The organism is Myxococcales bacterium (assembly GCA_012517325.1).
GTDB lineage: Bacteria > Lernaellota > Lernaellaia > Lernaellales > Lernaellaceae > JAAYVF01.
In genome coordinates, this window is sequence record JAAYVF010000074.1 from 39,999 (window position 1) to 62,433 (window position 22,435).

The window sequence follows — 22,435 nt, forward strand, 5'->3', positions numbered from 1 at the left end:
GTGGACTGATGTATTCAGACCTCAACCGCGTGATCGACGCCGTAGTAAAAGATCGTGGCCTTTCGCGGGCGGTCGTCGTGGAGGCGCTCAAGTTCGCGATTATCTCGGCGGCGCGAAAGAAACTGGGCTTGGACTACAACATCGAGGCCGAATACAACGAGGAACTGGGCGAAGTCGAGCTGTTCCGTTTTCGCGAGGTCGTGGAAACGATCGAGGACCCGGCCCGGCAGATCAACCTGGAGGAAGCGCGCAAAATCGATCCGGACAGCGAGGTCGGCGACGAACTGGGCGACAAGATCGACGCCAGCCAGTTCGGCCGCATCAGCGCGCAGATGGCCAAGCAGGTCATCTTCCAGAAAATCCGCGACGCCGAAAAGGAAAACGTGTTCAACGAATACAAAGACCGCGAACACGAGATCATCAACGGCATCGTCCGGCGCTTTGAAAAACGCAACATGATCATCGACCTGGGCCGCGCCGAGGCGATCATGTACCAGAAAGACCAGATCCCCAAGGAAGTCTACCAGAACGGCGACCGGATCCGCGGGTACGTCACCGAGGTGCGCAACACCGCCAACGCGCCGCAGATCGTCATGAGCCGCGCCTGCAACGAATTCATGATGAAACTGTTCGAAATGGAAGTGCCGGAAATCGCCGAGGGTACCGTGCAGATCGTCGCCTGCGCCCGCGAACCCGGGCAGCGCGCCAAGATCGCCGTGGCCAGCCGCGATCCGAACGTCGATCCGGTCGGCGCCTGCGTCGGCATGAAGGGCAGCCGCGTGCAGGCCGTGGTCAACGAGCTGCGCGGCGAAAAAATCGACATCGTTCCCTTCTCCGACAACCACGCCACTTTCGTCTGCAACGCCCTCGCCCCGGCCGAGATCACCAAGGTCATCATCGACGAGGACAACCGGAAGATGGACATCGTCGTCGCCGACGACCAGCTCAGCCTGGCCATCGGCAAGCGCGGCCAGAACGTGCGCCTCGCGGTGCTGCTCTCCGGCTGGAAGCTCGACATCCACAGCGAAACGCAGATCAAGCGCATCGAACGCGACGCGCGCCGCATGTACAAGCGCCTGACCAAGGTGCCCGAGGGCGTCCGCGAAATCCTCATCAAGACCGGCTACACCGACATCAAGGATCTCGCCGAAGCCGAAATCGAGGATCTGGCCGCCTTCCCGGGAATCGACGATACCCTCGCCGAGGAAATCATCGACGAGGCTTACGCGGTGCACATCACCGGCGAATGGCCGCTGCCCGAACCCGAGGGCGAGGAAGAGGAAGACTACCTGGATCTGGGCCAGGCCGATCAAGCGCTCCAGGCCGCCCACGATCTGTTCGCGGAAAAGAAGCCGGTCGACGGCGAAAAAGCCGCGGCCAGCGAGCCTGCGGCGCCGGTCGAGCCCGAGATCGAACTGCCGGAAGGCGACGACTTCGCGATTCAACCCGAAGCGCTGCCGATGATCGCCGGTAAAACCGCGCAGTTCCTGATTCAGCGCGGTTACGGCACCCGCAACGCCATTTTGCGCGCCTCGATCGAGGAATTGTCCAAGGTGCCGGGCATGGGCCTGGCGCTGGCCGAGGATTTGAAGGAATCGGTCCGTAAACTGAAGAAGGAGGACGTCGAGTCGAGCACGCCTCACGAATGAGCGGTCACGTTCCCATACGCCGGTGCGTCGCCTGCGGCGCCCGCAAACCGCAAGCGGAATTGCTGCGCTTTTTCCGCCGGGCGGACGGAACCCTGACCCTGACGACGGATACTCGCCATCCCGGCCGCGGCGCCTACTGTTGTTCGGCGGAAGCGTGTCGGCGAAAGGCGATCGAAAAGCGATTGCTCGGCAAAAAACTAAAAGCGGCGACAACGACGACGAGTGAACAAGAACTCTCGAAACTAGCGTCGGATTTGGCGGCAAAACGACGGATCAATTACGGAGTGGATGAAAATGGCGAAAATCACCGTTGAGGCGGCGGCCAAACGGCTGGGCATGGAACCCGAGGAATGCCTGAAACGATTGCAGGAAATGGGCCTGATGGTCCGCGACCAGCTCGACAAAATCGATTCGGACGTCTTCCAAAAAGTGAAGCTGCAATTGGAAGACGAAAAAATGCGAGCCAAGGCCGCGGCCGCCAGCACCTCCAAGCGCATCGGTTCGAAAATCATCCGCCGCCGCCGCATCAAGGACGAAGCCGAGGGGGGAACCGAGGAAGAGCTGATGGCCGAAACCGCCGCCGCCGCGGAAGTTGCGACCGAACAGCCCCAGGAAATCCCCGCCGTTCCGCCGGCTGAGGATCTGCCCGTCGTCGAGGATGCCGCCGCGTCCGCCCGGGAAGAAACCGTCACGACCGAAGTCGCCGCCCCCGAATCCGAAATGCCGGAACCGGCAGCGCCGGAATTCCCGGCCGAGGAAACCGCGCTTCAATCCGAGGTCGAAGAACCGGCGGCCACCGGCGAAATCGAGGAATCGGCGGAGGAAGCCGTCGCCGAAACGGAATCCCCCGCTTCCACCGAAGCCGTGGAAGCCGCCCCCGCCGAGTCGGGCAAGCCCGCCCGCGGGAAGAAAAAAACCGTCGTCGAGGATTTGCGGCCCAAACGGCTCAAGCTGTACGAGGTCACCCGCGAACCGGCGAAAATCATTTCCAAGCCGGTGGTGCCGTTGGAAACGTTGAAACCGGCGGCCGGCGCCAAGCCGGCGCCCGGCGCGAAACCGGCCTCCGGCGAGGCCGCGCCGGCCGGTGAAACCAAGCCGCCCACCGACGCCGACAAACGCGAGCGCAAAGGGCGGCGGGTCGTCGATTTCGGCGAGCGCGACCGCCGCAAGGAAGAGGATCGCGAGATCGGCTTTTTGCGCAACCGGCGGCAGAAGAAAAAGAAGGCCGTGCAAAAAACCGAAATTACGGTTCCCAAGGCCATCAAGCGCAAAATCCGCGTCGGCGACCAGATTCAGGTGGGCGAACTCGGCAAGCGCATGGGCGTGAAAAGCGGCGATCTGATCCGCAAGCTCATCGGCCTGGGCATGCTGGTGACCATCAACCAGAACATCGACTTCGACACCGCCTCCATCGTGGCGAACGAACTGGGCTTCGAGGTCGAAAAGAGCACGGTGCAGGAAGACGACATATTCAAGACCGTCGAAACCATTCCCGAGAACCTGCGAAGCCGCCCGCCGGTCGTGACCGTCATGGGTCACGTCGACCACGGCAAAACCACCCTGCTCGACGCGATTCGCAGTACGCACGTGGCCGACGGCGAAGCCGGCGGCATCACCCAGCACATGGGCTCCTACAGCGTCCGGCTGCCCGACGACCGCCTGGTGACCTTCGTCGACACTCCCGGCCACGAATCCTTCGCCGCCATGCGCGCCCGCGGCGCCAAGGTGACCGACATCGTCATCCTGGTCGTGGCCGCCGACGACGGCGTCATGCCGCAGACCATCGAATCGATCAGCCACGCGAAAGACGCGGAAGTGCCGATCGTCGTCGCGGTCAACAAGATCGACAAGGAAAACGCCAGCCCCGAAAAGATCACCCGCCAGCTCATGGAATACGGCCTGGTGCCGGAGCAATTGGGCGGCGACACGCTTTTCGTCAACATCTCCGCGAAAAAGAAGATCGGCATCGAGGAGTTGCTCGAGGCGGTGCTGCTGCAGGCCGAGATGATGCAATTGACCGCCGACCCCGCGAAGGCGCCGCTGGCGATCATTCTCGACGCCCGGCTCGAGCGCGGCCTGGGCCCGGTGGTCGACGTGATCGTCCGCGAAGGCACGCTCCGCAAGAGCGACTTCATGGTCGCCGACGTTTTCTTCGGCCGCATCCGAATGATGCTCGACGACAAGGGCCAGCAGTTGGACGAGGTCGGGCCCGGCATGCCCGCGCAGATCATCGGCTTCAACGGCATTCCGCGCGCCGGCATGGTGCTCAACGTGGTGCCGGAGGAAAAGACGGCCAAGGCGCTGGTCAACCTGCGGGTCGAGAAAGGCCGCGCCGAGGAGCAGAAAAAGCGCGTCGGCATCCGCCTGGAAGACCTCTACGCCAAGGTGCAGGAAGGCGAAATCAAGGAACTCAAGGTGGTCGTCAAATGCGACGTCCACGGCTCTCTGGAAGCGGTGCGCGATTCGGTGTTGCGACTGGGCAACGAGGACATCAAGGTCCGTGTGCTGCATTCCGGCGTCGGCACGATCACCGAAACCGACGTCAACCTGGCAAGCGCCAGCGAGGCGATCATCATCGGCTTCAACGTCAAGCCCGAGGCCAAAACGAAGGAACTGGCCGAAACGCTCGGCGTGGAAATCAAAACCTACGCCATCATTTACGACCTGATCCAGGAAGTGAAGGCGGCGTTGGAAGGCATGCTCGAACCGACGTACGAGGAAGTGGTGAACGGCGTGGCCGAGGTGCGCAGCACCTTCAATATCAGCCGCGTCGGCACCATCGCCGGCTGTTACGTGCTGGAGGGCAAGATCGTGCGCAACAGCAAGGCCCGCCTGTTCCGCAAGGGCGAGTTGATCCACACCGGTACGCTGTCGGGCCTGAAGCGGTTCAAGGACGACGCCCGCGAGGTGGCAAGCGGCTTCGAATGCGGCATCGCCATCGACGGCTATCAAGCGTACGAGGCCGGCGATCGCATCGAATCGTTCAACCTGTTGGAGCACAAGGCTACCCTGTAAATAAGCGAAGGGCTCGGATCGTCATGACCATCGGCGCCATCCGGATCACCCTCCTGTTACACGGTTGCTTCTCCCTGAAGGAAAAGCGGGCCCGGATTCGCCCGATTCTCGAACGGGTGAAAAACAAGTTTCATGTCGCCGGCGCCGAGGTCGAGTATCAAAACACGCACGATGCCGCCCAGCTGGCGTTCGTGTTGGTAAGTTCGGACGAGCGGCTGGTCAACCGGACGCTCGACCAGATCGTCGATTTCGTCGAGTCGCTGGGACTGGCGCAGATCGCCGACAGCGAAAGCGAAATGATGCAGTGGTGAGCGCATGAGAAACAAGCAAACTCCCTTCAAACGCACGGATCGGCTCGGCGAGGAAATCCGCAAGGCGATCGGTCTGCTGCTGCTGGAAGGCGAACTGCGCGATCCCCGCTTGACCATGTGCAGCATCACCCACGTCAAGCTGAGCCCCGACCTGCGCGAAGCCCGCATTTCGTTTTCGATCATCGGCGACGCCGAACTGCAGAAAGAAGCCGAAAAAAACCTGAACCGGGCCGCCGACTACATCAAAAACCAGGTCAGCCGGCGGTTGCGGTTGCGTTATACGCCCAACCTGACTTTTCGCTTCGACCCCTCGCTGGAGCGCGCCGAGCGGATCAACCAACTGCTGAAAGATGCGTTGCCGGCCGAAACCCCGGCACCGGAAGAGGAAGCTGGCGATGACTAACGACCTCGAGCGAGTCATTCATTTCCTGCGCACCGGTTCGTCGTTCCTGATCGTTACCCACGAAAATCCCGACGGCGACGCGATCGGCGCCAGCCTCGCGCTGACCCTCGCCTTGCAGTCCCTGTCTAAAAAAGCCGTCGCCTACGATGTCCATCCGCTGCCCAAGTACCTGCGTTTTCTGCCCGGCGCCGCGAATCTGACCCAGGAAGCCGACCCGGCGGCGTTCGATACCATCTGCATTCTCGACTGCGGCGCTCCGGCCCGGACGGGCCCGCTGAAGGAAAGCCTCCTGGCCCAGCCGCGCGTCGTCAACCTCGACCATCACCTCACCAACGAGGGCTACGGCTCGGCCAATCTGGTCGAACCCAAGGCCAGCAGCACCTGCGAAATTCTGTCCGGCGTTTTGCGCGAATTGGGCGTCACCCTCACGCCAGCCATCGCCACCAACCTCTACCTCGGCATTTATACCGACACGATGATGTTCCAGAATTCGGCCAGCAATCCCAACGCCTATCGCATCTGCGGCGAGCTGACGGCGGCCGGCGCCGATTTCATGGCCGTCGCGCGCCGCGTGTACATCGACACCTCGGCCGAACGGCTGCTGATCCTGGGCCGCGCGCTCAACTCGCTCCAGGTCCACGACGACGGCCGGATCGCCGGGCTCGTTTGCCGCCGGCAGGACATGCTGGAACTGGGCATCACTCCCGACGACATGGAAACCTTCGTCGAATACCCGCGCTCGATCGTCGGCACGCAGGTCGCCTACCTGCTGCGCGAGGAACGCGACAGCGAGCGCGTCAAGGGTTCTTTCCGCGCCAACATCGACGTCGACGTCGCGAAGGTCTCCGCGAAATTGGGCGGCGGCGGCCATAAGAAGGCCGCCGGTTTCCGCGTCGAGGGCCGGCTCGACGAGGTGCGCGCCCGGGTGATCGAGCTGTTGCGCGAGGCCTTGGAGACGAAGTGAACGGCGTGCTGCTGCTGGACAAACCGATCGGACCGACCAGTCACGACCTGGTGATGTTCGCCCGGCGGTTGCTGCACGAAAAGAAAATCGGTCACGCCGGGACGCTCGATCCTTTTGCCACCGGCCTGCTGGTGTTGCTGGTCGGCCAAGCCACCAAGATTTCATCCTACCTGCTCGACCAGGACAAGGTTTACGAGGCGACGGTGCAATGGGGCCGGGCCACCGACAGTATGGATCACACGGGCCGGGACGTGGAAACCGACGACTCGCCCCTGCCCGACCGGACGGCGATCGCGGCCGCGCTGGCCAAATTCGTCGGCGCGCAACAACAGACGCCGCCGATGTATTCGGCGAAAAAAGTCGACGGCACGCCGCTCTACCAACTGGCGCGGCAAGGGAAAGAGGTCGATCGGCCGGCCAAGCAGGTGCACATCGCGGCGCTGGATTTGTTGGCGGTTGACGAAACCGCAAAAACCTTTAGTCTCCGGGTGCACTGTTCGAAGGGCACCTACGTTCGGACGCTGGCCGACAGCCTGGCCAGGGAACTCGGGGGCAAAGGTTGCCTGGCTTCGTTGCGACGTTTACGGAGCGGCTTGTTCCACGTCGAGCAGGCATTGACGCCCGAGCAATGGCGCGAGTTGCCGCCCGAGGAGGTCGCTTCCCGGCTGCTGTCGCTTGACGACGCGCTGGCCGCGTTTAAAACGGTGACCCTGTCGGCGCCGGCGGGCGAAAGCCTCGGCCGTCACGGGACGCCGCCGCGGGCCGCCGACGTGCTCGCGGCCGACGATTATCAGTCGGGCGAAACGTTGCGTTTGCAGAGCCCGGACGGCGAGTTGGTGGCTCTGGCCCGGGCGCGTTTCGCCGCCGCGCAAGTGCGCGGGCCGGACGACGGCGAATGGCCGTTCGTCCTGTTGCGTGTCTTTTCGAGCAGTTAGCGCGGCGCGAATGGCGGATTGTTTTACAACCGAAAAACACCGATAATTTAACGCATTCCGAAATGCGGAAAGTACAGAGCGAGAAGGAGTATTAGCGAAATGGCAAAGGAAATTCAGCAGAAAGCCGAAATCATTAAAAAGTTCAGCAAGCACGAGAAAGATACCGGTAGCGCGGAAGTCCAAATCGCCCTGCTCAGCAGTCGGATTACGCAGTTGACCGAGCATTTCAAAACCCACGACAAGGATCACCATTCGCGTCGCGGTTTGTTGAAGCTCGTCGGTCAGCGCCGGCGGATGTTGGACTATTTGAAAAGAATGGACATCGAACGTTACCGCAAAGTGATCGCTGAATTGGGAATTCGGAAGTAACCACATTGTTATCCGTCAGCTTCCAGTTTTTTCGGCGTTGCGGTGAGCGAGTTATGGCAGCGGATACCACGGTATTCGGACCGCGGGTAGAAATCCGTCTGCGAGAGGATAGCGAACCATGTCAGTGACAGTAATTGAACGAGATTTCTTCGATTCCCGAGTGATCCTGGAAACCGGCAAGATGGCCAAACAGGCCGACGGCGCCGTGATGATTCGCCAAGGCGACACCATGGTGCTGGCGACCGCCGTCGTTTCGCCGAAACCGCGCGAAGGCACGGATTTTCTACCGCTCACCTGCGATTATCAGGAAAGAACCTCCAGCGCCGGGAAGATTCCCGGGGGCTTTTTCAAACGCGAAGGACGGCCCGGCGAAAAGGAAGTGCTGACCAGTCGGCTGATCGACCGGCCGCTGCGTCCCCGCTTTCCCAAGGGCTTCGTCAACGAGATCCAAATCATCGCCACCATCCTGAGCAAAGACGAGGTCTACGACGGCGACGTGCTGGCCATCTGCGCCAGTTCGGCCGCCTTGCACATCAGCAAGATCCCCTTCGACGGCCCCATCGCGGCGGTCCGCGTCGCCTATTGCGACGGCAAGTTCATCGCCAACCCGACGCACCAGCAGACCGATCAATCGACGCTGGACATCGTGGTGGCCGCCAGCCGCGACGCGATCATCATGGTCGAGGGCGAAACCAAATTCGTCGCCGAGGACCTGCTGATCCAGGCGCTGATGTTCGGCCAGCAGGCCTGCCTGCCGCTCATCGAGATGCAGGAAGAACTGCGCCGTCGCGTCGGCGAACCGAAGATGGAATTCGTCGCCGTATCCCTGCCCGAGGACGTTATCGCGGCGATCCGCCCGCTGGCGCAGGCCGACCTGCCCGGCGCGATCACCGTCAAGGAAAAGCACCCGCGGCGCGAAGCGATCGAGGCCGTGAAGGAAACCGTCTTCGCGAAGCTCAACGAGGGTCGCGCCGAGGAAGAACTCATCACGCGCGGCGTCTTCGACAAATGCTTCGAGGAAGTGCTCAAGGAGACGCTGCAGCACCTGGTGCTGGTCGACAAGATCCGCATCGACGGCCGCCGCTTCGACGAAGTGCGCCCGATCAGCATCGAAGCCGGTTTGCTGCCGCGCACCCACGGATCGGCGCTGTTTACCCGCGGCGAAACCCAGGCGCTGGTCACCGCCACCCTGGGCACCAGCAGCGACGAGCAGAAGATCGACAGCCTGACCGGCGAGACCTGGCGGCGCTTCATGCTGCATTACAACTTCCCGCCCTTCTCGGTCGGCGAAGTGAAGTTCTTGCGGTCGCCCGGCCGGCGCGAAATCGGCCACGGCAACCTGGCGCGCCGCGCCCTCAATCCCATCCTGCCCACCGAGGAACAGTTCCCGTACACCATCCGCATCGTCAGCGACGTGCTCGAATCCAACGGCTCCAGCTCGATGGCCACGGTGTGCGGCGGCAGCCTGTGCCTGATGGACGCCGGCATTCCGGTGTCGGCTCCGGTGGCCGGCGTGGCGATGGGCCTGCTCAAGGGCGACGGCATGAATTTCGTCGTGCTGACCGATATTCTCGGCGACGAGGATCACCTCGGCGACATGGACTTCAAGGTCGCCGGCACCGCCGAGGGCGTGACCGCCATCCAGATGGACATCAAGGTCAACGGCATCACCGAGGCGATCTTCCGCCAGGCGCTGGCGCAGGCGCACGACGCGCGGCTGCACATCCTGGGCAAGATGAACGAAGTTCTCGGCCGGCCGCGGCCCGACCTGTCGCCCTACGCGCCGCGCATCGTCACCCTGCAAATCTCGGTCGATAAGATCCGCGATCTCATCGGTCCCGGCGGCAAGACCATCCGCGCCATCATCGAGGAAACCGGCGTCAAGATCGACGTCGAGGACGACGGCCGCGTGCTCGTGGCCTCGGCCGACGGCGACGCCTCCGCCCTGGCGATCCGGCGCATCCGCGAAATCACCGCCGAACCCGAGGAAGGCAAGTACTACCTCGGCAAGGTGGTGCGCATCGAATCGTTCGGCGCCTTCGTGCAAATCCTGCCGGGCACCGACGGCCTGATCCACATCAGCCAGCTCGCCAACGAACGCGTCAACGAAGTCGAGGACGTCATCAACATCGGCGACGAGGTGCTGGTGAAGGTCATCGAAATCGACAAGGAACGCGGCCGCGTCCGCCTGTCCCGCAAAGCGGCGCTCGGCCTCGACCCGAAAGACGTCATCGAGCAGTGATTCCCGCGCGCCGGCCGCTTCGCCGGCCGGCGCGATCCCCGATCTCCGGAGGCGATATGACGCGTATTCGCGTGGCCGTGCAGCGGCTGCCGCACGCGGCCGGTTTGCCCCTGCCCACCTACCAGACGGCCGGCGCGGCGGGCCTGGACCTGCTGGCGGCGGTCGCCGATTCCCTCGTCCTGCCGCCCGGCGGCCGCGCGTTGATTCCCACCGGCCTGATCATCGCCGTACCGCCCGGTTACGAGGCGCAGGTGCGCATGCGCAGCGGCCTGGCGTTGCGCCACGGCCTCGTGCTGCCCAACGCGCCGGGCACGATCGACAGCGATTACCGCGGCGAGGTGCAGGTCATCGTGGCCAACCTCGGCGCCGAACCCGTGACGATCCGACGCGGCGACCGCATCGCCCAGCTCATCCTCGCCCCGGTCGTGCAACTGGACTGGGACGAACGAGAAGAACTGCCGGCGACCGATCGCGGCGGCGGCGGGTTCGGCTCCACCGGCCAGTAAAGTGCGGCCCGTTCTCGAACACTCCTGGAACCTGTCCCCCAAGGAAGCCGTTGAACTGCAACGCCGCCTGGCCGGCCGCGTGGAATTGGCCGACCGCTTCGGCCCGCTGCGCACCGTTTGCGGCGTCGATGTTTCCTACAACAAGGCCGACGACCGCTTCTTCGCGGCGGCGGCGGTCCTTTCCTATCCGCGATTGGAATTGCTCGGCGTGGCCACGGCGATGCGGCCGAGCTCGTTTCCCTACGTGCCGGGCCTGTTGTCGTTTCGCGAAATTCCGGTGATCGCCGCCGCGCTGGCGGAACTAAGCGCACCGCCGGACCTGATCGTCTGCGATGGTCAGGGTTACGCGCACCCGCGCCGTTTCGGACTCGCCAGCCACCTCGGCGTCTTGTACGACATCCCGGCGATCGGCGCGGCGAAAAGCCGCCTGGTCGGCGAGGCTCCCGAGCCGGCGGTGCTCCGCGGGTCGTGGTCGTGGCTCACGCACGAGGGCGACCGGATCGGCCAGTTGGTGCGGACGCGCGATCGGGTCGCGCCGCTGTTCGTCAGTCCCGGCCATCGGGTTTCATTCGCGACGGCGCGCGATCTGACCCTGGCGCTGTGCGCGAAGTGGCGCCTGCCCGAAACGACGCGCCGGGCGCACCACGCGGTGAACGAATTGCGCCGCGCCGCCGGTCCCGTCAGCCGATTTCCTTGACATCCGCGGCCGGCCGTGCCAAAAATGCCATGAAATCCAACAACTTCTGAGCTAAGAGTATCTCATGGGCGAATTGATCATCATCACCAACCCGCACGCACGGCAAAATTCGAAAGACCCCGAACGATTCGAGCGTTTCCAGCGAATGGTCGGCGATCAAGGCACGGTTTACCAGACGCAGCAACTCGATCAGCTCGAACAAACCTGCCGCCAATTATTGACCAAGGAGATCGATCTCATCGCCATCTGCGGCGGCGACGGCACCAATCACCTGGTCACCACCGCCCTGATCCGGACCTTTCAGGAAGCCGCGCGCCCCCTGCCGCCCCTGACCTATCTGAAGGGCGGCAGCATGAACACCATCGCCTGGGGGCTCAATATCCGCTGCCCGGCCGAGAAAGTCCTGACCCATCTGCTTCAGGTCCGACAAGCCGGCCGGCCCCTCGCCACGCAGCGACAGGGCACCCTGCACATCAACGACGCCTACGGCTACTTTTTCGGCAACGGCTATGCGGTGAATTTTCTCGAGGAGTATTACAACGCCAACAGCACCAGCGGCCCGCGTCGCGCCGCCGAAATCACTTACAAGGCCATCGGCGCCGTGCTGTCGCGCAACGAGATGCACCAGCGGCTGGCGCGCAAATTCGAGGCCGAGATTCTAGCCGACGGCAAACCGCTCGGCTTTCCGGCCTACGGCATGATCATGGCCGGATTCATCGAATACATCGGCATCGGCTTCAAGCCACTCTATCGCGCTCACGAACGCGAAGGCCATTTTCACCTGGTGGCCACCGGCTTCAATCCCGGCCGGATTCTGGCGCAGATTCATCGTTTTTATACCGGCAAGCCCCTGATCGGCCCGCACCACTTCGACGACCTGGTACAGGATCTGCAAATCCGGGGCGCCGCGCCCATCGGCTATACGATCGACGGCGAACTTTACCGCAATGAGACCACGATCCATCTCCGTCCCGGGCCGACGCTGGATGTCGTGGTCGATTCGCCGCAGTGATATGACCCGGCGACCGTCGGCCCGATCCGCGCGATTCGCCGCGACGTGGTTGCCACCGTTATTGCTCTTGCTGCTGACCGGCGCCTGCTACCTCAACGCGCTCGCGGCCGGTTTCGTCTGGGACGACCTCTCGCAGGTACGCGACAATCCGTATCTCCGCTCACTGCGCTGGGTGCCGGAAATTTTCACCCGCGACCTGTGGATCACGTCGGGCAGCGCCGAATTCTCCGGCTACTACCGGCCGTTGCAAAACCTTTCCTACGCGCTGGATTACGCGCTCTGGGGAAACCGGCCGTTCGGTTTCCACCTCACGAACCTGTTGTTGCATCTAGCGGTCTGCCTGTTGCTCTATGGGCTGGTCCGCCGGCAGGGTTTCGGTCCGCCGGCCGCCTTCGTTTTCGCCGCGGTGTTCGCCGTTCACCCGTTGCACGTCGAGGAAGCGACCTTCATCGGCGGGCGCGGCGGTTTGCTGTCCGCCGTTTTTCTCTTCGGCGGCCTGGCCTGGGTGCAACATGCTCTGCGACAATCCGCGCGGCTGTTCGCGCCGGCGACGGCGGCGTTTCTGTCCGTTTTCCTCGCCTTCCTGGCCAAACCGCTCGCTTTGTTGTTTCCCGTGGTGTTGGCGGCCGCGCCCTGGGTCGTCACCGCCGCGGAAAGTACGGCGGTCAAAATCCGCCGCTCGGCGGGACTGCTGGTGGCCGGGGGTTTGGCGGCCGGCGCGGCGTTCAGCATCCCCTACCTTTTTTTGCAAGTGCGTTTCGGCGATGCCGTGCCCGGTTCGTCCCTGTCGGGCGCCCTCGTCCGGCTGCCGGCGATCGTCACGGCCTACCTGGTGAAAATCTTTTTCCCGATCGGATTGGCGATCGATTATCCGCCGCCCGACTACGGCCAGCCACCGGCCTGGATCGCCCTGTTCTGGATCGCCCTGATTTTATTGCCGCTCGCGATCGCCGCGTTCGGCCTGGTTCATGGCCGGCGCTGGGCGTTCTGGCTTTTATTCGCGCCGCTTTTGCTTTGCCCTCTGGCCGGATTATGGAGCGGCTATTTCGTCGTCGCCGACCGCTATGCCTATCTGCCGGTCGCCGCATTGGGGGCGCTTCTCGCCTGGCCCCTGGAAGCCGCCGGGGAAAATCTCCGGCGGCGGACAGCCGCTTTGTCGCTGGCGATGATCCCGGTTCTGGCCTTCGGCGTCCTGACCATCGCCCGCAACAACGTGTTTCTGAACCAGGACACGTTCTGGGCCGCCGCCGAACGCGCCGCGCCGCTACGACCCAAGGTCGTCGAGGGGGTCGCCGCCCGACTCGCGCGACAGGGCCGCCTGGCCGAAACCATCGCTTATCTGGAAGCGGTCACGGCGCGGCTTCCCGACAACGCGAATCTTCGCCTCGAACTGGCGATGTATTTGTTCGACGCCGGCCGGACTGACGAATCGCAGCGGCTGACCGAGGCGGTCGTGCGGGAAAAGCCGCACCTCGCCAAGGCGCTCTGGCACCTCAGCCAGTTGTCTTTTGCCCGCCGCGATTATCCGACCGCGCTGCGCCTGACCCGCCGGCTCCTAGCTGAAAATCCACGCGACCTGGACGCGCTGGTTAACCTCGCGGTGTTGCTGAAGTTGGCCGATCAACCGCAACAAGCGCTGGCTGCGCTGGACGACGTGCTGGCCCAAAGCCCACTGCACGGCCTGGCCAATCTTTACAAGGGCATGATGTTGTTCGAAGCGGGACGACGCCGGGAAGCGATCGTTTTTCTGCGGCAAGGCCTCGCGGCGAACCCCGGTCACGCCAAAGCGCAAGAAATGTTGCGGGAAGCGGAAACGGGCGGGATTTAGCGTCGACCTTCTTTTTCAGCGAGCCGCTTTTCCAGTTCCTCGATGCGGCCTTCGAGTTCCGTCAGATCGCGGTTGAGCGAGGCCATCGATTTGAGCAGATCCATCAGTTCCGTCACTCGCTCGTCGATCCGCGAGTAAACCTCTTCCAGGCCTTTCTGACCGCCGGCGAACAGGTCCGTCAACATGCGCTTGCCCTCTTCGGGCTCGAGCTTACCGCGTTTGACGAGGCGGTTGACGTACTTGTCCATTTCACGGCGGGCCTGGGAGAAACTGTGCAGGCCCGGAATGATGTGGCGATCGACGAAATCGCTGATCGACTCGCCGCTGGTGGCGATGATCCGTTTGAGCGCGGTCAACGGCAGAATGCTCTTCTGCTTTTTTTCTTCCTCGAAGATGATCTGGGTCAGCGTCAGGCTCGTCAGGTCTTTCTTGGATTTGTTGTCGACCACCTTGACGTCGATCCCGGCCTTGATCATTTGGGAGATGTCGTCCAACGTCACGTAGGCCGACGCTTCGGTGTCGTACAATTTGCGGTTTTGATACCGCTTGATGATTCGCGTTTTCGACATGACCCACCCTTCCTTGAAGCTGCGCTACAGTATTCCCGGACGATTCGGCAAGTCAAGCGACGAGGCCGCTGTTCACCGGCCGCCCGCCACTCGGACGCCGTCCACGCAGGCATAGGGAATCGTCAGCGTCAGACCGTCCGCCGCGGCGGCCAGCCGGTCGAGGCGTTTTTCCAATTCGGCGAAAACTTCCGTGCGGCGTTCGGCCGACACGATCTCCCGCCAGGTGGGAATGAACGCCAACCGCCAAAAACCGTGCGCGAACAGGGCTTGCGCCCCGGAAAATCGCCAGGTGAACTGGCGTTCCGCGACGCCGGTGATGTCGAAACCGGCGCGACGCGCCCGGTCCAGCATCCAGGCCAGCGGTTTGCGCTTGGAAAAAATGTGCGCCGGCAGGCGGTCGAGGCCGGCGGTGTCGCCGGATTCCTTCAAGATCGCTTCCAACGTCCGGTATACCTCGGTCATGCTCTCGGGCAGATTGAACGTGAACACCAACTGCGCGCCCGGCCGGGCGACCCGCGCGCATTCGGTCAGCGCGCGTTCCGGGTCCGCCACGTTGTTGAAGCCGTTGTTGGAAACCAGTAAATCAACCACGGCGTCGGCAAGCGGGATCGCCTCGGCGCGACCCTCGAGAAGCCGCACGTTGCCGACCTGCCAGGCGCGCAACTTCCGGCGAATGCGCGGCCAGCCTCCAGTCCACGGGTCCAGGCCGATCACCCGGCTGCCCGCGCCCAACCGTTGCGCCAACTCGACCAGCGGAAAGCCGGCGCCGCTGCCGATATCAAGCGCGAGGATATCACGGCGCAGCCGCACGGTTTCCAGCAGCGTCAGGCCGAACGGCGCCGACCAGAGCGGCAGATCGTCGTAGGCCTCCACGTCGAATTTTTCCGGCGGGGTTCCCTCGAGAACTTGTCCGGGAGCGCCGGCGGATGTTTCGGCCGCCTCGCGGCGCACCAGTTCCGGGCTGAACGCCGGGCAACAGACCGCCACGTATTCGGCGCCACCCGGTCCCGGCGTGAAATAGCGGATGCGGTTGCCGCGTGGCGCGACGATCGCCTGCCCCGGACCGGCGACGAGAATCCCGACATTCGTTTCGGCGCGGACTTCGCCGCGTAACACCACCGTGTATTCGTCGAATTCCGGCGTTTGCGCCGGCTCGCTCCAACCGGACGGGCTGACCATCCGCGCGACGCTGACCGCCGGGTTCTCCGTCGCCAACCGGCCGATGTATTCCTCGATCGTCTTGGGCGGCTCACCCGCGGCTTGCGCCAAGACCGGCGTCACTACTCTTGGTTTCATCGAAGGATTGGTCCTCCCGCCGCGACATCCTGTCGGAAAAGGCGGTCAACAGCCGCAGCTTCCCGACGACGAATCATCGTCGTCATCCGGAGTCGGCTCCGGGCCCGACCCGGAATCGTCGTCGTCATTGTCGTCGTCGTTGTCGTCACTGTCGTCGTTGTCGTCGTTATCGTCGTTATCATCGTTGTCGTCATCGACACTATCGTCGTCATCATCGTTATCGTCATCATTATCGTCGTCATCGTCATCGTCATCGTCGCCGGCCGACAGCAGGAAATCCATCGCCGCACCCAAAACCTGTTCGCGGAACTCCGGCGAAAAAATCGTTTCGAACGGAAAACCCAGGTAGATCACCTTGAAAACGCCCGTATCGGCGACGACCGCCGCGCCCGCCCCGCCGTTGTAGGTCAGGTCGGTGAAACCGCCGGCGAGCGCTTGCACGACGTCCGGGTAATCGGCGGCGTAAATGGCATACGCGTCGTAGTCGAAATCGAACGACTCGATGCCGGCAAAAATTCCGCTCGGGTCGACGCGCCCCACGCCGCTCGAATCCGCAACGTACTCGGCGCGCAGATAATCGGCGTAAAAGAGCCGGTCGGCCGCCGACCCCATCTGCCAGAGATCCCAGCCGATTTCCGAACCGGAGATGAAGAGCGCGCCGCCATCGTCGAGGTACTCCGCCAGCCGGGCTTGTTCAGCGGCCGACAACGAAACATCGGCCGTCGATTCCTCGCCGGCGATCCAAAGCACCGCCGGATAATCGGCCAGCGACACCGCGCCTGCCGCGACCGCCTCGTGGTCGGCCGAATCGAAATCGAGGCCGGCCGCGGCCAGCGCCTCGGCGTAGGCGATCATGTAATCGAAGGAATTCATCCGCCACAGATAGCCGCGTTCGATCGTGCCGCCGCCGTAGTAGGCCTCGGGCACGTTCGCGAAACGGTCGAGCCGATCGAAGCCGTTGACCAACAGCACGCGCGGCGCGTCGCCGGTGGAAAAAACCAGGGTCGGGGTCGGAAAGCTTTCGCCGCCGTCGTTGAACGCCGTCAGCCGGACGAAACGCACCGCGCCGTTCTCCAGGGCGCCGCGTGGCGCGAGCGTCACCAGGGTGTCCTTGGTCTCGACGGCGTCGCTCTGACCTTTGCCGGTCCGGCTCAGGTAGGCGCGATAACCCGTCGCCGGATCGCCGGCCAGGCCGCCGTAGTCGTAATCCGGCGGCTGCCAGGCGGCAACGGCCTCGCCGTCGATCCATTGCACCGTCAAGGCGCGCGGCGGCTCGGGCAGGAAGTGCGGCGTCTCCCCGTCGCGCGCCGCGAAGTAGCGGACGGCGCCCTGATAAACCGCGCGCGCCACCAACTGGCGAAACGCCGGCTCCTTCAATTGCAACGCGTCGGCGGGCGTGTCGTGAAACGCCACCTCGACGATGATTCCCGGCGTCTCGTCGTTGTAATTCGGATTGATCTCGCCGTACCAGTTGGTGTGCTCGCCCAGGTCGATCCATGACGCCGACCAGCCGGCGCGGATGTCGGCCACGATTTCATCGTGGATCGCCGCGCGCAATTCCAGACTGCCCGGCACGCCGTCGAACGCGGCGTCCCAACCGCCGGAGGCGTAGGCGAAGGTACTGGTGCCGCTGCCCGGATCGGGGGCGTTGGTGTGCCAACTGATGTAGATGCCGTCCTCCCAGGCTTCGTTTTCCCACTTCACGTAACGCGGCATGGTGGTGACGGTATTGGTGACGCATTCCGGGCAGCCCATGAATTCCGCCTGGTACATCCCCGACATTTCCCAGCGCGGCTTGCCGGAATCCGCCGGCGTGCCGCCGCCGAAACGGACCGCGTCGGCGATGACGACCTTGTTGGTATCGCCGCCCTCGTTGGAGATCGTCACCCGGCGAGCGGCGGGCGGATCGTCGCGCAGAAAGTAGAAGCGTCCCAGATCCTTCCAGGTGAAGCCGTCGCGCTGCTGGTTGACGGCCAGGATCGTGTCGCCGTCGGCGTGGTGAACCGTGACACGGCAATCGACGGCTCGGTTGGCGCCGGCCGTATACCAGAGATACACGTGGTAGAAACCGTCGGCGGGAATCTCGGCCACGAAGTCGGCGGTGGCGCTTTCGGTCGCGGCGACCTGTACCGCCAGATAATCCTCGCCGTAGTAGCCGGGCGTGCTCGTCGACGACCACCACGAACCCGTGCTGGAAAAGCCGTCGTCCAGATTGTCGACGACAACCATCGCGGGATTCAGATCGCCTTCGCGCACCGGATAAACACCGGCGCCGGCATTCCACAGGTAGGGCAGCAGATATTGAAAAACCGCTTCCGCGTTGGAAAAGTCCTCGACGAGGCCGTTGGTGTTTTCACGCTGGGTCACCCACGCGCCGAGATCTTCGTTGTAATACCACCCATGGCCGGGAGAAAGAAAAACACTTTTCCCGGACAGAAAACCTGTCGGCTGCGGCTGGCCGAAACCCGGAGGCCGCGCGTTTTTATCAGCGGTTTCGTTCGGCTTGGCGCCGACCGGCGCGGGAGTACGGACCAGGCGGCCGATCGGCTCGTAACCGCGGCGCGGATCGTCGCGCGCCATCACCTTCGCCGGCACGCCCGGCGCGACGGACCGCATCGTCGTTCCGAGGGCCGCCATGAAGCGATCCGATACGGCCTCATCGGGCCGCGCGGCGAATCCCGGCGGCATGGTCAGAAAGAGCGTCCAGCCGGACGCGTCGCGCGCCAGACGATCCATTTTTGTACCGGCGGGAAAAAACGAGCGATAGCCGCGACCGCCTTGCACAAGCAGCCGTAAAAGGCTTTCGACGTCGGCGGCGCTTCGCCCGTCGAAGGTCGGCGCCAGACAAACGGGCCGACCGCGATCGGACAAGACGACGCAGGCCGATCCGCCGGCGGACGACACCCTTGCCGCCGGAACCAGAAAAAGCAGCAATAAAATGGTGAGGAAGATCGACTTTTTCATCACCGTTCCGAGATTCCAGCCCGAACTCAAGGTTCGCCGGCTTTGTTCCCGTTGTCCGCCTCCGGGGATGCCGTTTCGTCCAAAACTTTTCGGATCGCCTTCGCCAAGGCGCGCGGCGCGTAGGGTTTGCCGATGAAGTGCAGACCTTTATCGATCATTCCATGATGGGCGATGATGTCCTCGGTGTACCCCGATGAAAAAAGCACCCTGGTTTCGGGATGGATTTTCGCGAACCGCTCCGCCAGTTGCCGGCCGTTGATTCCCGGCATCACGACATCGGTGAGCAGCAGGTGGATCGGCGCGGGATACTGTTCGGCGATAACCAGCGCATCACCGCCGCTGTCGGCGTGCAGCGTTTTGTATCCCAGGCGTTTGAGGACCTTGATCGCCAGCTTCCGGACCAGTTCCTCGTCTTCCACCAGAAAAACCGTCTCGTCGCCGCCGGGAATTTCCCGCGGCAGGCCGTCGCGTTCGAGTTTTTCCGCTTTCTCCTCGATCCTCGGCAGGTAGATTTTAAAGGTGGTTCCCCGGCCTTCCTCGGAATAGACCTCGATGTTTCCGCCCGCCTGTTTCACGGCGCCGTAAATCGTCGCCAAACCCAGGCCCGTGCCCTTGCCTTTTTCCTTGGTGGTGAAAAAGGGTTCAAAAAGATGCGCCTTGGTTTCTTCGCTCATCCCGAAGCCGGTATCGCTGACCGCGAGCATCACGCATTTTCCCGCCCGGGGATAGGAATGAGCGCGGCAGTATTCCTCGTCCAATTCGACGCCCGCCGTCTCGATCAGCAGGTTGCCGCCGTCGGGCATGGCATCGCGAGCGTTGATCGCCAGGTTCACCAGGATTTGCTCGAATTGCCCGGGATCGATCTTGACCGCGTCCAGGCCTTCCCCGAGGATGATTCGCAATTCGATGTCCTCGCCGATCAATCGACCCAACATCTTGTGCATCGACGAAATCAGCTCGTTCAGGTCCAGTACCCGCGGCTCGATGAGTTGCTTGCGCGAAAAGGCCAGCAGTTGCCGGGTCAATGCGCCCGCGCTTTCCGCCGCCTTGCCGATCTCCGCCAGCGTCTCCGCCAACGGATCGTTCGGCTTCAAATCCAACAACGCCAGTTGTACGTTGCCGCTGATGCCGGTCAACAAATTGTTGAAATCGTGCGCCACGCCGCCCGCCAGACGGCCGACCGCTTCCATTTTCATCGCCTGTTGCAGTTGATCCTGGAGCTTCCGTTGCTCCTGATCGGCCTTGGCGCGCTCCGAGATGTCGCGGATATTCAGGACGATCCCTTGAACGGCCGGATCGTGCAACAGGTTGCTACCGATCGTTTCGAGGTGAACCCAGTTGCCGTTTTTATGCCGGTAACGATACTCGGCTTTGCGCACCGCGCCCGGCACTTGCAGGCCTTTGGCAAAAGTGTCGCGGATCATCGGCAAGTCGTCCGGATGAATGCCGTCAAAGGCCGAAACGCCATTCAGTTCCTCCGGCGAATAACCGAGAAGGCGCGTGATCTGATCGCTGGTATAGATGGGAATGCCGTAGCGGTCCAAAATCTGGATCACGTCGTTGGAATTCTGCACCAGCAAGCGGAAGCGTTTTTCGCTCTCGCGCAGCGCCTCTTCCACCCGCTTGCGGTCGGTGATGTCCTCGTGCACCAACGTGACCTCGCGGATTTTTCCGGCTTCGTCCCGGACCGGAAAAGCCCGCGCCTGAACCCAGCGCGTACACCCTTTCCCGAGAATTTTCTCCGCCGAATACTCTACGGCGGGAAGCACGACGGATTCGCCGGCGAACGCCTGCTTGATGAACGGCAGAATGCCGACCTCCGCGAGTTGGGGATCTTCCAGCATGTTGTACTTTTCCAAATCGTCCAGCGTCGCACCCCAGAGCCGTTCCCACTCCTGATTGACCTGGATCGTCTTCCCGGTTTCATCCATGATCTGGATGCTGAACGGCGACTGTTCGACCAGTCCCTTGAACCGCACCTCGCTTTCCCGCAGGGCCTTTTCCGCCTGTATGCGGTCGGTGATGTCCCGCGCCACGGCAAAAGTGATGCCCTGCTCCGCCTTCGGATGGGAAGTCCACTCCAGGTGGTGGTAAACGCCGTCGGCGGCCCGATAGCGGTTTTCGAAGTGAACGACGCGCCTCCCGGCTTTCAGTTCCCGCTCGATGACCTCGATGGTCTTGGCGACATCGTCCGGGTGGATGAATTCCAGGAAAGGCCGGCCGAGCAAGTCGGCTTCCGAATAACCCAGCACATCCTGAAAAGCCGGGTTGATCTTGAGGAAGGTGGCCGTGTTGATATCGGCGATGCAAACCAGATCCAGGGACATCTGAAAAATCATTGCCAAGTCTTGTTCGGCCTGTTCCAATTCGGCGATACGCCGGTGCGCTTCCCGCAATTCCCGCAGGAGTTGCTCTCTTGATTTACTATCGTCGAGCATGATCCCGCCTCTTGATAAAACTATAGATGAGGCGGACCCTTTTATACAAGTTGAAAACTATTTTGCCGTTTCGTAAAAATATAAAAATAAGCATTACATAAACTAGTTATGTATATGATTTAATGTCTATTATCAGTTGACGATTGATTGAGTGGATCAAATGGTCCGTTTATTCGGATTTCATTTTTTTCCGCAAGGTATTCAGGCCGAATGGCAGGTATAGCGGGCACCAACGGATGGAGGCGGTAATCAGCGGAATAACGCCGAGCAAACCCCACCAGGTTTTCAAGTAGAGACCCACCCCCAGGATCGACAGGCCGGCGATTATCCGCAACGCACGGTCCAAGTCGCCGATGTTCTTCGTCATGATTTCCTCCGCCCCGGCGACCGGGTCGCCGACCGTTTCTTTCTTCCGTCAACCTAACGCCGAATCGCAATTTGTCGAGTAGACCCGTCCGCTATTTCGCTTCGACAGCGGTTTTTACGCGACCGCGCATCAACTCTTCCATCAGTTCGGTCTGCACCTGCTGGATCTCCAGTAACCGCTGCCACTGGTGATTGATCAACCGGTCCACTTTTTCGTTCAGGATGCGGATTTCCAGCTCGGCTTTCAAGTTGATGCGGTAATCGTTGTCGTCGCGCACCCGGTCGCGCGATTCCTGCCGGTTCTGGCTCATCATGATGACCGGGGCCTGGATCGCCGCCAGGCAGGACAACATGAGGTTCAAGAGAATGTAAGGAAACGGATCGAACGGCGCGCTGAACAGCCAATGTGAATTCGCCAGCACCCAGACCAGCATGAATGCCGCGAAGAGGCCGATGAAATTCCAACTGCCGCCGAACGAAGCGACTTGATCCGCCACCCGCTGCCCGAAGGAAACCGACTGGCTGTATTCGCGGTCGGCGTTGGCGGTAAGCAATTCCTGGTCGCGGATCGCCTCCACCACGTCCTTTTCGAGGTCGGACAATTCGCCGCGATCCTCGGCCAGCAGATCGGCCACGTGCTCGGCGCGAAAGCTCGTCAAATCGGCCAGACAAACATAACCCGTAGGCGTCCAATCCGGATTTTTTTACGAATGACCTGGACGATGTTGTCGCGCAACGTTTCCGCGGGCATCATCTGGTTCAGCGGTTTTTCCTCGTGACAGACCTGGCAGACGGCGGTTTTCGCGGGGTTGTGGCTCATTCATTTTCCCTTTTTCGGCGGTTGGTCGCGTGACTAATGAATGGCGCATTT

General features: G+C 62.5%; 18 protein-coding genes and 1 pseudogene. 13 read left to right on the top strand and 6 right to left on the bottom strand.

The annotated features are described in order from the left end of the window. Positions 1–8: 8 nt before the first annotated feature. The 13 genes from nusA (at position 9) to GX444_13105 (ending at position 13,931) form a co-directional block, all read left to right on the top strand. Positions 9–1,649: a transcription termination/antitermination protein NusA gene (gene nusA, locus GX444_13045; GenBank protein ID NLH49507.1), complete on the top strand. Its 1,641-nt coding sequence runs from the start codon at positions 9–11 to the stop codon at positions 1,647–1,649. Then, positions 1,646–1,963, top strand: coding sequence for a DUF448 domain-containing protein (locus tag GX444_13050; protein NLH49508.1), 318 nt, complete (start codon positions 1,646–1,648; stop codon positions 1,961–1,963). The genes nusA and GX444_13050 overlap by 4 nt, the downstream gene beginning before the upstream one ends. Beyond that, positions 1,944–4,664: a translation initiation factor IF-2 gene (gene infB, locus GX444_13055; GenBank protein ID NLH49509.1), complete on the top strand. Its 2,721-nt coding sequence runs from the start codon at positions 1,944–1,946 to the stop codon at positions 4,662–4,664. The genes GX444_13050 and infB overlap by 20 nt, the downstream gene beginning before the upstream one ends. A 23-nt stretch (positions 4,665–4,687) precedes the next feature. Further along, positions 4,688–4,975 carry a DUF503 domain-containing protein gene (locus GX444_13060; protein NLH49510.1) on the top strand — a complete coding sequence of 96 codons (288 nt, stop codon included), beginning with the start codon at positions 4,688–4,690 and terminating at the stop codon, positions 4,973–4,975. A gap of 4 nt (positions 4,976–4,979) precedes the next feature. Further along, positions 4,980–5,378 carry a 30S ribosome-binding factor RbfA gene (gene rbfA, locus GX444_13065; protein ID NLH49511.1) on the top strand — a complete coding sequence of 133 codons (399 nt, stop codon included), beginning with the start codon at positions 4,980–4,982 and terminating at the stop codon, positions 5,376–5,378. Beyond that, positions 5,371–6,342 carry a bifunctional oligoribonuclease/PAP phosphatase NrnA gene (locus tag GX444_13070; GenBank protein NLH49512.1) on the top strand — a complete coding sequence of 324 codons (972 nt, stop codon included), beginning with the start codon at positions 5,371–5,373 and terminating at the stop codon, positions 6,340–6,342. The genes rbfA and GX444_13070 overlap by 8 nt, the downstream gene beginning before the upstream one ends. Then, a complete protein-coding gene (truB, locus tag GX444_13075) occupies positions 6,339–7,277 on the top strand; it encodes a tRNA pseudouridine(55) synthase TruB (GenBank protein NLH49513.1) in 939 nt (312 codons plus the stop codon). Before GX444_13070 ends, truB begins: the two co-directional genes overlap by 4 nt. A 99-nt stretch (positions 7,278–7,376) precedes the next feature. Then, positions 7,377–7,646 carry a 30S ribosomal protein S15 gene (gene rpsO / locus GX444_13080; protein NLH49514.1) on the top strand — a complete coding sequence of 90 codons (270 nt, stop codon included), beginning with the start codon at positions 7,377–7,379 and terminating at the stop codon, positions 7,644–7,646. Between the two features lie 118 nt (positions 7,647–7,764). Continuing rightward, the gene (gene pnp, locus GX444_13085; protein ID NLH49515.1) at positions 7,765–9,888 is read left to right on the top strand and encodes a polyribonucleotide nucleotidyltransferase; all 2,124 of its coding nucleotides are present in this window, start codon (positions 7,765–7,767) and stop codon (positions 9,886–9,888) included. Positions 9,889–9,944: 56 nt separating this feature from the next. After that, positions 9,945–10,394, top strand: coding sequence for a dUTP diphosphatase (gene dut / locus GX444_13090; GenBank protein ID NLH49516.1), 450 nt, complete (start codon positions 9,945–9,947; stop codon positions 10,392–10,394). 1 nt (position 10,395) lies between these two features. Continuing rightward, complete coding sequence (locus GX444_13095) at positions 10,396–11,091, top strand: endonuclease V (protein NLH49517.1); 696 nt, start codon at positions 10,396–10,398, stop codon at positions 11,089–11,091. Positions 11,092–11,155: 64 nt separating this feature from the next. Then, positions 11,156–12,103: a hypothetical protein gene (locus GX444_13100; protein ID NLH49518.1), complete on the top strand. Its 948-nt coding sequence runs from the start codon at positions 11,156–11,158 to the stop codon at positions 12,101–12,103. A 49-nt stretch (positions 12,104–12,152) separates the two neighbouring features. Then, positions 12,153–13,931: a tetratricopeptide repeat protein gene (locus GX444_13105; protein NLH49519.1), complete on the top strand. Its 1,779-nt coding sequence runs from the start codon at positions 12,153–12,155 to the stop codon at positions 13,929–13,931. On the opposite strand, the gene GX444_13110 is transcribed toward GX444_13105, so the two are convergent. The 6 genes and pseudogenes from GX444_13110 to GX444_13135 all read right to left on the bottom strand — a co-directional run bounded on the left by GX444_13110 (position 13,928) and on the right by GX444_13135 (position 22,384). Next, positions 13,928–14,500: a transcriptional regulator gene (locus tag GX444_13110; GenBank protein ID NLH49520.1), complete on the bottom strand. Its 573-nt coding sequence runs from the start codon at positions 14,498–14,500 to the stop codon at positions 13,928–13,930. The genes GX444_13105 and GX444_13110 overlap by 4 nt on opposite strands. Positions 14,501–14,572: 72 nt before the next feature. Further along, positions 14,573–15,796: a methyltransferase domain-containing protein gene (locus GX444_13115; protein NLH49521.1), complete on the bottom strand. Its 1,224-nt coding sequence runs from the start codon at positions 15,794–15,796 to the stop codon at positions 14,573–14,575. 45 nt (positions 15,797–15,841) lie between these two features. Continuing rightward, positions 15,842–18,760, bottom strand: coding sequence for a hypothetical protein (locus GX444_13120; GenBank protein NLH49522.1), 2,919 nt, complete (start codon positions 18,758–18,760; stop codon positions 15,842–15,844). 26 nt (positions 18,761–18,786) lie between these two features. After that, on the bottom strand, positions 18,787–21,198 hold the full coding sequence (locus GX444_13125) for a PAS domain S-box protein (protein NLH49523.1): 2,412 nt from the start codon (positions 21,196–21,198) through the stop codon (positions 18,787–18,789). Between the two features lie 169 nt (positions 21,199–21,367). Then, positions 21,368–21,565, bottom strand: coding sequence for a DUF2892 domain-containing protein (locus tag GX444_13130; protein NLH49524.1), 198 nt, complete (start codon positions 21,563–21,565; stop codon positions 21,368–21,370). A gap of 91 nt (positions 21,566–21,656) precedes the next feature. Next, positions 21,657–22,384: pseudogene (locus GX444_13135) on the bottom strand (DUF1003 domain-containing protein). Positions 22,385–22,435 lie beyond the last annotated feature (51 nt).